Genomic DNA, 14,415 nt, shown 5'->3' with positions numbered 1-14,415 from the left:
CACAGCCGACGACTCGGCGATTGCGACTCTTGGATATTCTTCAAGATGACCGCGGCCCCAGGCCGCTGCCGGCCCGAGTCAGGAGCACGACATCACCACGTTCGCCGACACCACCTTCACGGATCCCGCGAAGATCCGGAACTTCTGCATCATTGCGCACATCGACCACGGCAAGTCGACGTTGGCGGACAGGATGCTGCAGCTCACCGGCGTGGTCGAGGAACGGCAGATGCGCGCCCAGTACCTCGACCGGATGGATATCGAGCGTGAACGCGGTATCACGATCAAGGCGCAGAACGTGCGGCTGCCGTGGAAACTCGACGGCGAAGACTACGTCATGCACCTGATCGACACCCCCGGCCACGTCGACTTCACCTACGAGGTCTCGCGCGCGCTCGAGGCGTGCGAGGGCGCCGTGCTCCTCGTCGATGCCGCGCAGGGAATCGAGGCGCAGACCCTGGCGAATCTCTACCTCGCGCTCGACAAGGACCTCACGATCATTCCGGTTCTCAACAAGATCGATCTGCCCGCCGCCGATCCCGATCGGTATGCGGGTGAGATAGCCAACATCATCGGGTGCGAGCCCTCCGATGTGCTGCGTGTCTCCGGCAAGACCGGCGAGGGAGTCCCCGAGCTGATCGACGAGGTGATCCGGCAGATTCCCGCGCCTGTCGGTGATTCCGATGCACCTGCCCGCGCGATGATCTTCGACTCGGTGTACGACACCTATCGCGGTGTCGTGACCTACGTTCGCGTCGTCGACGGCAAGATCATGCCGCGCGAGAAGATCAAGATGATGTCGACCGGCACCACCCACGAGCTGCTCGAGGTCGGCATCGTGTCACCGGAGCCCAAAGCGGCAACCGGCCTCGGTGTCGGAGAGGTCGGCTACCTGATCACGGGCGTGAAGGACGTGCGTCAGTCGAAGGTGGGCGACACGGTGACGCTCGCGCGCGGTGGAGCCTCGGAGCCGCTCACCGGCTACCGCGAACCGCGGCCCATGGTCTATTCCGGCCTGTACCCCGTGGACGGTTCCGATTACCCGGTGTTGCGCGACGCTCTCGACAAGCTCCAGCTCAACGACGCCGCGCTCACCTATGAACCCGAGACCTCCGTTGCGTTGGGCTTCGGATTCCGGTGTGGATTCCTCGGTCTGCTGCACATGGAGATCTCCCGTGAGCGGCTCGAACGCGAATTCGGCCTCAACCTGATCTCCACCGCCCCGAACGTGGTGTACCGCGTCGTGCTCGAGGGTGGTGAGGAAGTCATCGTGACCAACCCGTCGGTGTGGCCCGAAGGCAAGGCCCGCGAGATCTACGAGCCCATCGTCAAGTGCACGATCATCGCGCCGAGCGAGTTCATCGGCTCGATCATGGAGCTGTGTCAGTCACGGCGCGGTGAGCTCGGAGGCATGGACTATCTGTCCGAGACCCGCGTGGAACTGCGCTACACCCTGCCGATGGCCGAGATCATCTTCGACTTCTTCGACTCCCTCAAGTCGCGCACGCGCGGATACGCGAGCATGGACTACGAGGAAGCCGGTGAACAGGAAGCTGCCCTGGTCAAGGTCGATATCTTGCTGCAGGGAGAAGCGGTCGATGCCTTCAGTGCGATCGTGCACAAGGACGCCGCGGCAGCGTACGGCAACAAGATGACGACCAAGCTCAAGGAACTCATCCCGCGCCAGCAGTTCGAAGTGCCGGTGCAGGCCGCTATCGGCTCGAAGATCATTGCGCGCGAGAACATTCGCGCGATCCGCAAGGACGTGCTTGCCAAGTGCTACGGCGGCGACATCAGTCGTAAGCGCAAACTGCTCGAGAAGCAGAAGGAAGGCAAGAAGCGCATGAAGACGATCGGTCGCGTCGACGTGCCGCAGGAAGCATTCGTTGCGGCCTTGTCGTCGGAGGCGTCCTCGGACAAGCCCAAGAAGTAACCGCTCGGCGAAAGGACCCCATCGTGCTCGAGACCTGGCTGACACGTGAATTCGGAATCACGATTCCGCTCGTGGGGGCGCCGATGGGTGGACGGGCCGGTGGGGCTCTCGCCGGTGAGGTCACCAAGGCCGGGGGCCTGGGGCTGATCGGAGCGGCGAGATACAACAACGCCGAGTGGCTCGAGCAGCAAGCCCGGACGGCACGCGAGATCGGCGGCGGGCTTCTCGGCTTCGGTCTCATGACGTGGTCTCTGTACGACGACGATTCACTTCTGGGTGCGGTCCTCGAGCACCGTCCGCAGGTGGTTGCTCTGTCGTTCGGCGACCCCGCTCCGTATGTCCAACGGGTTCACGATGCCGGTGCCACCGTGATCTCCCAGATCAACACCCTCGAGGATCTTCGAGTGGTCGAGGCCGCGGGAGTCGACGCGGTGGTTGCGCAAGGTCACGAGGCCGGTGGTCACACCGGGAGGATCGGGACATTGCCATTGCTGCAGGAAGTGCTCGAGTCCACCGAACTTCCGGTACTCGCTGCCGGGGGCATTGCGTCGGGTCGCGGGCTTGCCGCCGTGCTCGCGTCCGGGGGAGTCGGTGCTCTGGTGGGGACTGCTCTGCTTGCCAGCCCGGAAACTGTAGGACCGGATTATGCTCGCGCTCGGTTGATCGCGGCCGGAAGTTCCGACACCGTGTACACCGATGTGTTCGACAAGGCCCGCCACCAGCCGTGGCCGGCCCGGTGGGGCGGCCGCGCCCTGGTCAACAGCTTCACCGAGACATGGCATGGCCGTGGGGCGGACGAGCAGACCCTTGCCGATGAATACGCCGGCGACGATCCGGATATCGGAGTCGTCTACGCAGGGGAAGCAGCAGGGCTCGTCCGGGCCGAGCGGCCCGCGGGCGAGGTGATTCGCGGTATCGGCGCGCAGGCGGAGACGTTGCTCGGCCGCTTCCGTTGAAGCAGTTCCCTTTCCGCCGCCCGCAGATTAAGGTATGCCTGACCTAAATCTGAAGGGTGGTTCTGCAATGCGTGTGAGATTCCTGTCGGTGTGTGCCGCAGCCGTTCTGGTCGGTGTCGGGCTGGCCGGGTGCTCGACCACGGACGACGCGGACACCGACTCGGTGGGGGCCATCGAGACCGTTTCTGTGGAGCACGCTTTCGGAACCACCACGATCGAGGGCACCCCGGAGCGCATCGTCGCGACATCGAGCCAGTGGGTCGATGCGCTTCTCGAACTCGGCGTCCAACCCGTCGGCTACCTCAGCGCGGGGTCGGCGGGTGACGAGCGCGGCCTGTACCCCTGGCAGAGTGACGTATCGGCAGACGCCGTCAACCTCACGGCCGGAAACGACGCGACCATGCAGGGGCCACTGCCGATCGAACCGATCGCAGCACTCGAACCAGACCTGATTCTCGGGAACTGGCAGATCACCTCCGCCGATTCGTACGACACTCTGACCGAGGTGGCACCCACGGTCGCTCCGCTCGGTGAGACCGGCGTCGACAACTGGGACGACCAACTCCGCGCCCTGGGGACCCTGCTCGATCGCTCCGGCGACGCCGAGCGGATCATCGCCGAGAGGAACGCCGAGATCGACGAGTATGCCTTCCCTGAGCTCGAGGGCAAGACCGCGGTCCTGTCCCAGTTCATGTTCGCCGATCAGCAGTTCGTCGTCGTCGCCGATCCGTCCGACGGCGCGTCGGCCCTCTTCGAACAACTGGGGATGACGCTTCCGCAGGCGCTGGTCGAGGAGGCCGGTGTCTCCTCCGGTCGCGTGATGCTCAGTCCCGAACGTGTCGACGCGCTGGTCGCCGACCTGCTCGTCATACTTCCCAATGGCGGGACCGAGGAAGATCTGATGGCCCTGCCCGGTTTCGATCGGTTGCCGTCGGTGGCGAACGGTGGGCTGGCTGTGGTCGACTATCCGACCGTTGCCGCATTCAATGTTCCCTCGTCGTTGTCGATCGGGTACGCGCTCGACGAGCTTCGCCCGCAATTGGAGGCCCTCGCGGGTTCGTGACCGGGCTCAGTGCCGCGCATGCGCGGGCTTGAATTCACCTGATTCGGTGCGTTGTTCGGCGCGGATTACGTGCACGATCGCATTGATCTGAGCGAGATGGGTGAAAGCCTGGGGGAAGTTGCCCAGGTGTTGCCCGGTCGCCGGGTCGATCTCCTCGGCATACAGCTTCAGCGGGCTCGCGAAATCGAGCAATCGACCGCACAGCATCGATGCCCGTTCGACCTCGCCGATCTCGACGAGTGCGGACACCAGCCAGAACGAGCAGATGGTGAATGTTCCCTCCTGTCCGGAAAGTCCGTCATCGGTGTCTTCGACCCGATAGCGAAGCACGAGACCGTGCTCGGTCAGTTCGTCCGCGATCGCGAGTACCGTTGCGCGCACCCGCGGATCATCGGACGGGAGGAATCGGAGCAACGGAATCAGCAGGTTCGACGCGTCGAGTGCCGGATCGCCGTACCGCTGAGTGAAAACGCCGCGTTCGTCGACGCCGTGCTCGAGGATGTCCGATTTGATCTCGTCGGCGACTGCCGACCAGCGCGCCGCGTGGTCGGGTTGGCCGTGCATCTCGGCGAGCTTGGCGCCGCGGTCCAGCGCGACCCAGCACATCACCTTCGACGAGGTGAAATGCTGAGGCTCGCCGCGCACTTCCCACATCCCGCGATCGGGTTCCCGCCAGTGCGCGGCCGCCTGCTCGACCTGGTTGCTGAGCAGCGGCCACAGGGATTCCGGTATCTGCTCGCGCGACTTCACGTGTAGATACACCGAGTCGAGGAGGGCGCCCCACACGTCGTGCTGGCGTTGCCGGTATGCATCGTTGCCGATGCGCACGGGTCTGGCATTGTTGTAGCCGCTCAGATGGTCGAGTTGCGATTCTTCCAGTACGCGCTCGCCCCCGACTCCGTACATGACCTGTAGGGGATGGTGGTCCTTGCCGTCGGCGCCCCGGGACACCTCGAGGATGAACGAGAAGAAGTCGTCGGCCTCGCGATCGAGGCCCAGGGTGTACAGGCCCCACAGGGCAAAGGTGGAGTCGCGCACCCAGGCGTATCTGTAGTCCCAATTACGTTCACCTCCAGGTGTTTCCGGGAGAGAGGTGGTGGCGGCTGCGAGGAGAGCGCCGGTCGGGGAATACGTCAGTCCCTTGAGGGTCAGTGCACTGCGTTCGAGATAGGTGCGCCACGGGTGATCAGGGAACCTGCCGGTCGTGACCCACTCGCGCCAGTAGTCCTGAGTCGTGAGCATTTTCGTGGCGGCTTCTTCGAAGGTGCGCGGCGGCGTCTGATCGCCCCACGACAGGGCGACGAAGACGGTGTCACCTTTTCTCATGCGGGTCCGGGCACGCGCTTCCCGGCCCTCGATGCCGAGGCGCATGTTGGAGGTCAGGCGCAGCCGCGGGTGTTCGTCCGGTGCGTCTGCGCACACGGCCGTCGCCTCCTCGTACACGTCGCCGGTGTACTCCCACTGCGTGCCGCCGCGATGGTAATCGAAGGCGGGTTCGCAACTCATGTTCAGTTCGACCGTGCCATTCACGCACCGAACAGTGCGCAGGAGAATATGCTCGGCTTCCCAATCGGACGGAGTCCTGCGTTGGATGGGGGAGCGTCGGTGAAGGTCGTACCACGGTCCCATGGCCAGCGCGTCACGGACGACGATCCAACCGGTCTCGGTCTGCCACGTCGTCTCCAGTACGACTCCTCCCGGAAGATACCGGCGGGCCGCGGGCACCGACCGGTCGTGCGGCCCGATGCGGAAGTGACCTGCGCTGCGATCGAGCAGTGAGCCGAACACACTCGGTGAATCGGGGCGCGGCACGCACAACCATTCGACGGAACCGTCGCGCGCAACCAGACATGACGTCTGGCAGTCCGACAGGAACCCGTAGTCGCCGATCGGAGGGAACGGTGTGCGGTTCGGCAGGGACGACGGTGTGTGTGCGGCGGAGGTCATCTCTCCATGATCGGTCCGGCGCGGGTGTGACGCAGGGCAAACGGGCGGACGCACTACAGTGGGCGGGATGGAACGGGCGGCATCGTGGTGGGACGGGTTCGAACTGTGGCTCACGGGCCTGTCGTTCGTGCCCCAGACCGCTTTGGTGCTGATCGTGATGGTGCCGCTGGGTGGTGCGGTGGCCTGGGTGCTGGACCGCGTCATCGCGACGGGTTTCGCCGCGCTGGGGCGAGGCGAACCCGGACCGTCTCCACGGAACGGAGACACAGCACCATCGGCACCGAACACGGAGGATTGTTGACATGCCACGCTCGCGAGTGACCCTGGCGCTCATCGCGCTTCTCGTTCTCGTAGTCGTCGCGTGGTTGCTGACGCTGTAGAACTCGGGCGTCGAACTTCCTGCTGGACCCCCGTTCAAGCTCTGCTAGAGTCTGCCGAGTGTCTGCAAACGCATTGCCCAGCGCACGCCATGAACTGGCGTTGATTGCTGTGGGCATGCCGTCTGTTGCCGACATCGACTGTTGTTGTCGCTGATCCACCCGCGCCGATGTCAGCGGTTCCACCGCACCGGCAACCGGGTTCGCGACCCCGTGGTATCGCCTGTCGTCGGTTCTCCAATGGACCGGCTTCGGACGAGTGCTGTGCCCTGCCCGATTCTGTGAGGCGGGCGACCGTGGCTGCGGTCTCGTGATGACATCGACCCGGATTTCCCGAATCCCAGATCTGTCCGCTCTGTTCCGTCCGGAACAGCCTGCAGGAGGCACCCACGATGACGATTCGTTCCACATTTCTCGGCCTGGCGGCGCTCGCCGTCGCGACGTCCACATTCTTGACCGCGTGCTCGGGCGGCGGAGCCAGCGATACCGTCGGTGGTGACACGGGCGCCGATGGTTCCGGCGGCACCGTCAACCTGTATGCGTACGCGGTGCCGAAGACCGGTTTCGACCTGTTGATCCCGGCATTCCAGGAGACCGAGGCAGGTGAGGGAGTCGTGTTCCAGCAGTCCTACGGCCCCTCGGGCGACCAGTCGCGCAAGGTACGCGATGGCGCCGCCGCCGATTTCGTGAATTTTTCCGTCGAACCCGACATCACACGACTCGTCGACGCGGGTCTCATCGACGAGGGCTGGAATACCGGCGCAGACAAGGGCGTGCCGTTCGGTTCCGTGGTGACGATCGTCGTGCGTGAGGGCAATCCCAAGAATATCCGGACCTGGGACGACCTTCTGCGTGATGACGTCGAGGTCGTTACACCGAATCCGTTCAGCTCGGGATCGGCGAAGTGGAACCTGCTCGCCCCCTACGCTGCGAAGAGCAACGGTGGGCAGGACCAGCAGGCCGGGCTCGACTACGTGACCGCCCTCGTCCAGGACCACGTGAAAGTGCAGCCCAAGTCCGGTCGCGAGGCCACCGAAACGTTCCTGCAGGGCACCGGAGACGTGCTACTCAGCTACGAGAACGAGGCACTGTTCATCGAGCGCAACGGCGATCCGGTCGAGCATGTGACGCCGCCGGTGACCTTCAAGATCGAGAACCCGGCTGCGGTGATCAGCGATTCAGCGAACGCGGAAAAGGCCCAGGCATTCCTCGACTTCCTCTACACAGAGGACGCCCAGCGCCTGTGGGGTGAAGCCGGATTTCGGCCCGTCGACCCTGCCGTTGCAGAGGAATTCTCTGCGGACTTCCCGGAACCCGAAACGTTGTGGACGATCGACGACCTCGGTGGATGGGGTGCCGTCGATGAGGAGCTCTTTGCCGAAGGCACCGGCGCCATCGCCGTGATCTACGACAACGCAACGAAGTAGAGCCGGAAGCAGAACCGACCGTGAGTACGCCAGTAGAAGCGCCCGCCCCGAAGCAGCGTGGGCGAACCGCCGCGAAAGTAACCGGGGCCGTAGGCCCGCTCGGAATCGGCATCGCCACCCTGTGGCTGAGCATCATCGTCCTGCTACCACTCGCGGCCCTGGCCACCGAAGCCTTCGCGGAAGGCTTCGGTGGATTCTGGGACGCCGTAACTACACCGAACGCGCTGGCCACCCTTCGCATCACGGTCACCGTGTCCGTCGTGGTGGCGTTGATCAACGCGGTGATGGGCACATTGATCGCGTGGGTACTCGTACGGGACGAGTTTCCGGGCAAGAAGATCGTCAACGCACTGATCGACCTGCCGTTCGCTCTTCCCACGATCGTGGCGAGCATCGTGCTGCTCGCGCTGTACGGACCGCAGAGCCCCGTCGGTCTCCAGCTCAACGCGACACAGCCCGGTCTGGTCGTTGCGCTTGCGTTCGTCACGCTGCCGTTCGTGGTGCGGTCGGTCCAACCCGTCCTGATCGAGGCAGACCGAGAGGTCGAGGAGGCCGCGGCATCACTCGGTGCCGACAACTTCACGACTTTCCGGACCGTGGTGCTACCGACCTTGGCGCCCGCGATCCTCGGCGGAGTCGGGCTTGCGTTCGCCCGCGCAATCGGGGAGTACGGCTCGATCGTGCTGATCGGAGGGAACATTCCCGGCCGGACTCAGGTGGCATCACAGTACATTCAGCAGCAGATCGAGATCGACCGGCCCGTCAACGCCGCGGCGGTCTCGGTGGCACTGTTGCTCATCGCGTTCGTGGCACTGTTCGTGCTGCGGCTCGTCGCGAACCGCGGTCGTGTCCGTGAGGAGAGCGACGCGTGAAACTCTCTCCGCTCTCGCGTATCTCGCTGCGTGTGATCGCTCTGGGCTATCTGGTGGCACTGCTGGTCGTACCGATCGGCGTCATCCTCTACCGCACCTTCGAGAACGGTGTGATGGCGTTCGTCGACTCGATCTCGACGCCCGCAGCGATCTCCGCGCTCAACCTGTCGTTGCTCATCGTCGCGATCGTCGTCCCCGTCAATGTCGTGTTCGGCATCGTCGTCGCGCTCGCGCTCGTGCGTGGACGATTTCCGGGACGCGGACTTCTGCAGTCCGTCGTGGATTTGCCGTTCGCGGTGTCGCCGATCGTCGTCGGTGTCGCGCTGATCATGCTGTGGGGTGCGGGCGGCTGGCTCGGCGGGCTCGAATCCTTGGGATTCAGAGTAATTTTCGGACTCCCCGGCATGGTCATTGCGACGATCTTTGTCACCCTGCCGTTCGTGGTGCGCGAGGTCGAACCTGTCCTCTACGAGATCGGAGAGGAACAAGAGCAGGCCGCCGCGACGCTGGGTGCGGGCAAGTGGCAGACGTTCCGGCGAATCACCCTGCCGGCAATTCGCTGGGGGTTGACGTACGGCATCGTCCTCACCGTCGCCCGCGCGCTCGGCGAGTTCGGTGCGGTCATCATGGTTTCGTCCGGGTTTCCCGGGGTATCTCAGACCCTCACGTTGCTCGTTCATGCTCGCTACATCGACGACCACAACACCTTCGGCGCGTACAGCGCGGCCACCCTGCTCATGGCCATCGCAGTGCTGGTCCTGCTGCTGATGACATTGCTCGACCGCAAGAGGAGCACCAAAGCATGATCACCGTTACCGGGGCGTTCAAGAACTACGGCGACTTCTCCGCGCTCGACGACGTCTCCCTCGACATCCCGCCCGGCTCGTTGACGGCCCTTCTCGGTCCGTCCGGCTCGGGTAAATCGACGCTGCTGCGATCGATCGCCGGGCTCGAATCCCTCGACGGCGGCACCGTCCACATCGCGGGCAACGACGTCACGCACGTATCGCCGCAGAAACGTGGGATCGGCTTCGTGTTCCAGCATTACGCTGCCTTCAAGCATATGACGGTTCGTGAGAACGTCGCGTTCGGTCCGAAGATCCGCAAGCTCCCGAAACAGCAGATCAGGGCGAAGGTCGACGAACTCCTCGAGGTCGTCGGCCTGGACGGATTCCAGCATCGGTACCCCGCACAGCTCTCGGGTGGGCAGCGGCAGCGTATGGCGCTCGCCCGAGCTCTGGCGGTGGACCCTCAGGTGCTACTGCTCGACGAGCCGTTCGGCGCGCTCGACGCGAAGGTACGCGCCGACCTGCGGACCTGGTTGCGCCGACTCCATGACGAGGTTCACGTGACCACTGTGCTGGTCACACACGACCAGGAGGAAGCGCTGGATGTCGCCGACCGCATCGCCGTGATGAACCGAGGACGGATCGAGCAGGTCGGGACGCCGGAGGATCTCTACGACCGCCCGGAGAACGACTTCGTGATGTCGTTTCTCGGGAACGTCTCGAAGTTCAACGGCAGGCTCGTGCGGCCGCACGACATCCGGCTCGGTCACGAACCCGGACTCGAGGTCGCGCAGGCGTCGGGTACGGAGGAACTCGGTGTCGCCCGCGCCACCGTCGAACGGGTGGTGCATCTCGGGTTCGAGGTGCGCGTCGAGTTGACGAACGCCGCCACCGGCGAGCCGTTCATCGCGCAGATCACCCGTGGCGATGCGCGTGCACTCGGTCTGAAGGCCGGAGATACGGTGTACGCGCAGGTCACTGCCGCACCCGGTGGGCCCGTTGTGGTGAGCGCCGACTAGGCGGGAGCCTCAGCTACGGCAGATGAGGACCGGGCACATCGAGTGGTGGATCAGATTCTGACTGGTCGAGCCGAGCAGCGCGGACGCGATGGTGCTGCGTCCGTGACTGCCGACGACCACCAGCTGTGCGTGCGCGGAATGTTCGAGAAGCATCACATCGGGTTTGCCGCGCTCGACGCTGTACGAGATCTCGACGTCGGGATGCTTCTCGCGGTAGCCTGCCAGGCTCTCCGCGAGTTCCGCGGTCCGGTGCTCCTGGTAGGCCTCCCAGTCGGTGAATCGTGAGCCTTCGCCGTACGTGAGGGTGGACTGTTCGGTCCAGGTGTGCACCGCGGTGAGCGGCGCGCCCGCCTTGTCCGCGATCTCGAAGGCATGGGCGATGGCTTTCGCGCTCAATGCGCTGCCGTCGACCCCCAGAACGATGGGTTTGCCGTCGAGTTCGGTCGGACCGGGCTCGCCGCGCCATGACACGACCGGACAGTGCGCATGGTTCGCAGTGCGCACGACATCGGACCCCGCGAACATGGACTGCAGCTCACTCGTCGTCGTGTGGCCGAGCACGATCATGCGTGCGGCATCCGACCTCTCGACGAGGGCTTGTGCGGGCTTACCCACTTCGATGGTGCGTTCGACGACGACCTCGGGTTGCGCAGCACGCACCGCGGCCTCCGCCGCGTCGAGCGCATTATCTCCTGCCGGGCCTGCAGCGGCACCGTTGCTCGATGGTCGTTCCGGCACGACGTGTGTCAGCTGAAGAGGTTCGCCGAAGCGGAGCGCGATCGATGCGGCCCAGCGCGCCGCACCGAGCGCACTGTCGGAACCGTCGACGCCCGCCACGATTCCCCGTTTGTTCGGTGTAGTGCCCATGGTGGTCTCTCCTTACTCTGCCACCAGTGTGGTACAGACCACATCGGGCCGCCAGGGATCGAGGATCTCGGTACCTGACGGACACCGCCGCGCACTGTGTTCAGTCGCCGACCGCGTCCTTTCCGCGCTGCACGATCTTGGGGTCGGCCGCGAACACGACCTGGCTGTCCTTGTCGTCGTAGTCGAACTGGTTGAGGAAGAAGCGCATGGCATTGATGCGGGCGCGCTTCTTGTCGTTGGACTTGATGGTGGTCCACGGCGCGTGGTCGGTATCGGTACGCCGGAACATCACTTCCTTCGCAGCGGTGTACTGATCCCACTTGTCGAGGGATTCGAGGTCCATTTCCGACAGCTTCCATCGACGGACAGGATCGAGCTGGCGAATTGCGAAGCGGGTGCGCTGCTCGTTCTGGGTCACCGAGAACCAGAACTTTGTCAGTGAGATTCCCGCGTCGATGATCAGCTGCTCGAACAACGGCACCTGTCGCAGGAACCGCTTGTACTCCTCGTCAGTGCAGAACCCCATCACGCGCTCGACGCCCGCGCGGTTGTACCAGGAGCGATCGAACATCACCAGCTCGCCTGCGGTGGGAAAATGCTCGATGTACCGCTGCATGTACCACTGTCCGGACTCGCGGTCGGACGGCTTGTTCAAAGCGACCACACGCGCATGCCGAACGTTGATGTACTCCTGGAAGCGTTTGATCGTGCCACCTTTGCCGGCGGCGTCACGGCCTTCGAACACGATGATGTGTTTCGACCTGTTTTCCTGCGCCCACGCCTGGAACTTCAGTAGCTCGATCTGAAGGAGGTATTTCTCGACCTCGTAGGTTGCGCGGTCCATCCGCTTCTTGTAGGGGTAGTTCTCACGCCAGGTGTCGACCGCGCGTCCGTGGGTGTCGATGAGGTCGGGATCCTCGCCGTGATCGTCCCGGACCGAATAGCCTTCGGTGCGGAGACGGTCGATGTAGTGCCGTAGCTCGTTCTGCACGCGTTCTCCTCGCGGATCGGGATTCCCGGCGAACGGGTTGCCCACGGACGGATATCTACCGTTCTAGCCGAAGAAGGTGAATACCGCGCGAACACTCGCAGTGGCGGATGCCGTGTCTCGTGTGACCTCCGTCAGGCGGCGACGAGCATGCGGGACGCAGCGACGGCGGCCAGGTAGCGGGCGACGATCACGTCACCGATGGCCGCATGATCGGTGAGGGTCGCCGCGATGTGCACGCCCCGAAGAGATTCGGCTGCGGCGCACGCCCGATCCCACAGCAGTCCGGGCGCCAGCATCCACGGCACGAGCACGAGTGTGCGCGCACCCGCGCGGGAGAGTTCCGTCAGTGCCGTTTCCACGGACGGCTCGGTCGCCGTCGCGAAGCATGTTCGGCCCGAACTCCACTCGGTCCCGGCCAATACGCGTGGTGTGACCATCGCGGTCGACGAATTCGCACCGGCCCGGCGCGAACCGACCGCACAGAGCGCGACTCCGACCGCCGGATCGTCCCGCGACACGCCCGCGGCAACAATGTTGTCGCGCGCCGCCGACACGAGCAGTTCGTCGTCGCCCAGGATCTCGGAGGTCACGATGTCGAGGTAGGGGTTGCGGATCGCGGATTCCGCGAGCAGCGCCGGAAGATCGATACGCGCGTGGAACGCGCTGCCGAGCAGCAACGGAACGACGACAGCCTGTCGATGCCCTGCGGCGGCCACCGTATCGAGCACCTGCGGGACCGACGGGCTGTTCAGATCGAGGAACGCGAGCCGGACATCGAGTTCGGGATGCCGGTCGCGGACCGCTGCGAGCGCGGCAGCTACGGCCCGCGCTGAGCGCGGGTCACGGCTGCCGTGCGCGACAGCGATCAGCGGGATCATGCGGGAACGTGATCCCCGAGCTCGATGTCGGAGAGCCCGTTCCCGACCAGACCGGCCGCAAGGGTGTTGCCACCGGCCGGATCGATGAGGAGGAAACTTCCGGTGCGGCGGTTGACCTTGTAGTCGTCGGCAGCGATCGGTTCGGCGACGCGCACCGAGATCCGTGCTATCTCGTTGAGTTCCAACGATTCCGGGTTGGGGACAGAGGTCAGGTTCTGCTCGTCGAAGCGCTCCTCGAGAGTGCCGACGATCGCCTGCGTTGTGCGCGTGCCGTGCTTGAGCAGCAGACGAGCACCCGGACGCAGCGGCTTCTCGGCAAGCCAGCACACGGTCGCCTCGAATTCGCCGATCGGCTCCGGTGCTCCAGGCGCTGCGATCACGTCGCCACGTGAAACGTCGACGTCGTCGGCCAGAATCAACGTCACCGATCGACCGGCATGCGCGACGTCGAGTTCACCGTCGGCGGTGTCGATGCGCTCGACCGTCGTGCGGATACCGGACGGCAGGATCACGACCTGGTCGCCGGGACGGACCGAACCGGCGCCGATCTGACCGGCGTAGCCGCGATAGTCGGGGAACTGAGCAGTGCGGGGCCGGATCACGTATTGGACCGCGAACCGCAGGCCGACATCGTGCCGTCCGTGCGTATCGGCGTCGACCGGGACGGACTCGAGGTGCTCGATGAGGGTCGGGCCGTCGTAATACGGGGTGTTCTGCGAGCGGGTGGCGACGTTGTCCCCGTGCAACGCCGACACGGGAATCTCTTGCACGTCCTCGGCGGCCCAGCCGAGTGAGCGCGTGAGCGAGGTGAATTCGTCCCTGATGTCGGCGAAGACCTGTGCCGGGTCTTCGACGAGGTCGATCTTGTTGACAGCGAGAACAAGTTTGGGCACGCCGAGAAGTGCGAGCACGGCTGCGTGCTTGCGGGTCTGTTCGATCACACCCTTGCGTGCGTCGACGAGCAGCACGACGAGCTGCGCGGTGGAGGCGCCGGACACAGTGTTCCGCGTGTACTGCACGTGACCGGGGGTGTCGGCGAGCACGAAACTGCGCTTCGGGGTGGCGAAGTACCGGTAGGCAACGTCGATGGTGATGCCCTGCTCCCGCTCGGCGCGCAGGCCGTCGACGAGGAGCGACAGGTCGGGTGTATCGAGGCCACGGTCGACGGATGCACGGGTCACGGCATCGATCTGGTCGGCCAGAACGGATTTCGTGTCGTACAGCAGGCGGCCCACGAGGGTGGACTTGCCGTCGTCGACACTCCCGGCGGTAGCCAGGCGAAGGAGGTCGCTCATGA

Annotated in this window: 14 protein-coding genes; 9 read left to right on the top strand and 5 right to left on the bottom strand. The window is 64.7% G+C overall.

Annotated elements, in window-relative coordinates; all coding sequences use genetic code 11:
* The first annotated feature begins 91 nt into the window (after positions 1–91).
* From lepA to MWU77_RS08955, 3 genes are all read left to right on the top strand, one after another.
* Positions 92–1,933, top strand: coding sequence for a translation elongation factor 4 (lepA, locus tag MWU77_RS08965; RefSeq protein ID WP_169686842.1), 1,842 nt, complete (start codon positions 92–94; stop codon positions 1,931–1,933).
* A gap of 23 nt (positions 1,934–1,956) precedes the next feature.
* Positions 1,957–2,889 carry a nitronate monooxygenase family protein gene (locus MWU77_RS08960; protein ID WP_247273493.1) on the top strand — a complete coding sequence of 311 codons (933 nt, stop codon included), beginning with the start codon at positions 1,957–1,959 and terminating at the stop codon, positions 2,887–2,889.
* Positions 2,890–2,956: 67 nt separating this feature from the next.
* The gene (locus tag MWU77_RS08955; protein WP_247273492.1) at positions 2,957–3,952 is read left to right on the top strand and encodes an ABC transporter substrate-binding protein; all 996 of its coding nucleotides are present in this window, start codon (positions 2,957–2,959) and stop codon (positions 3,950–3,952) included.
* Positions 3,953–3,958: 6 nt separating this feature from the next.
* On the opposite strand, the gene MWU77_RS08950 is transcribed toward MWU77_RS08955, so the two are convergent.
* Complete coding sequence (locus MWU77_RS08950; protein ID WP_169686162.1) at positions 3,959–5,899, bottom strand: glycoside hydrolase family 15 protein; 1,941 nt, start codon at positions 5,897–5,899, stop codon at positions 3,959–3,961.
* Positions 5,900–5,966: 67 nt separating this feature from the next.
* Here MWU77_RS08950 and MWU77_RS08945 point away from each other — a divergent pair, with 67 nt between their 5' ends.
* The 6 genes from MWU77_RS08945 (at position 5,967) to MWU77_RS08925 (ending at position 10,382) form a co-directional block, all read left to right on the top strand.
* Positions 5,967–6,200, top strand: a complete 234-nt coding sequence (locus MWU77_RS08945; protein ID WP_247273491.1) for a hypothetical protein — start codon at positions 5,967–5,969, stop codon at positions 6,198–6,200.
* Between the two features lie 137 nt (positions 6,201–6,337).
* The gene (locus MWU77_RS25110) at positions 6,338–6,433 is read left to right on the top strand and encodes an Ms4533A family Cys-rich leader peptide (RefSeq protein ID WP_374229841.1); all 96 of its coding nucleotides are present in this window, start codon (positions 6,338–6,340) and stop codon (positions 6,431–6,433) included.
* A 235-nt stretch (positions 6,434–6,668) separates the two neighbouring features.
* Positions 6,669–7,703 (top strand): sulfate ABC transporter substrate-binding protein, encoded by a 1,035-nt coding sequence (locus MWU77_RS08940; RefSeq protein WP_169686166.1) that lies wholly within the window; start codon positions 6,669–6,671, stop codon positions 7,701–7,703.
* A gap of 20 nt (positions 7,704–7,723) precedes the next feature.
* Positions 7,724–8,575: a sulfate ABC transporter permease subunit CysT gene (gene cysT / locus MWU77_RS08935; RefSeq protein WP_169686168.1), complete on the top strand. Its 852-nt coding sequence runs from the start codon at positions 7,724–7,726 to the stop codon at positions 8,573–8,575.
* Positions 8,572–9,381 (top strand): sulfate ABC transporter permease subunit CysW, encoded by an 810-nt coding sequence (gene cysW / locus MWU77_RS08930; RefSeq protein WP_169686170.1) that lies wholly within the window; start codon positions 8,572–8,574, stop codon positions 9,379–9,381. Before cysT ends, cysW begins: the two co-directional genes overlap by 4 nt.
* Positions 9,378–10,382, top strand: a complete 1,005-nt coding sequence (locus MWU77_RS08925) for a sulfate/molybdate ABC transporter ATP-binding protein (RefSeq protein WP_169686172.1) — start codon at positions 9,378–9,380, stop codon at positions 10,380–10,382. Before cysW ends, MWU77_RS08925 begins: the two co-directional genes overlap by 4 nt.
* Positions 10,383–10,391: 9 nt before the next feature.
* Here MWU77_RS08925 and MWU77_RS08920 read toward each other — a convergent pair whose 3' ends face one another.
* The 4 genes from MWU77_RS08920 to MWU77_RS08905 form a co-directional block, all read right to left on the bottom strand.
* The gene (locus MWU77_RS08920; protein ID WP_169686174.1) at positions 10,392–11,249 is read right to left on the bottom strand and encodes a universal stress protein; all 858 of its coding nucleotides are present in this window, start codon (positions 11,247–11,249) and stop codon (positions 10,392–10,394) included.
* A 100-nt stretch (positions 11,250–11,349) separates the two neighbouring features.
* Positions 11,350–12,240: a polyphosphate kinase 2 gene (gene ppk2 / locus MWU77_RS08915; RefSeq protein WP_247273490.1), complete on the bottom strand. Its 891-nt coding sequence runs from the start codon at positions 12,238–12,240 to the stop codon at positions 11,350–11,352.
* A gap of 131 nt (positions 12,241–12,371) precedes the next feature.
* Positions 12,372–13,118, bottom strand: coding sequence for a sirohydrochlorin chelatase (locus tag MWU77_RS08910; protein ID WP_169686178.1), 747 nt, complete (start codon positions 13,116–13,118; stop codon positions 12,372–12,374).
* Positions 13,115–14,413 (bottom strand): sulfate adenylyltransferase subunit 1, encoded by a 1,299-nt coding sequence (locus tag MWU77_RS08905; protein WP_169686180.1) that lies wholly within the window; start codon positions 14,411–14,413, stop codon positions 13,115–13,117. The genes MWU77_RS08910 and MWU77_RS08905 overlap by 4 nt, the downstream gene beginning before the upstream one ends.
* Positions 14,414–14,415 lie beyond the last annotated feature (2 nt).

Source organism: Rhodococcus sp. F64268 (genome assembly GCF_023015605.1).
In the GTDB taxonomy this organism is placed as follows: Bacteria; Actinomycetota; Actinomycetes; order Mycobacteriales; family Mycobacteriaceae; genus Rhodococcus.
The sequence above is the reverse complement of the archived record's forward strand: the minus strand, read 5'-3'. Positions and strand labels throughout refer to the sequence as shown.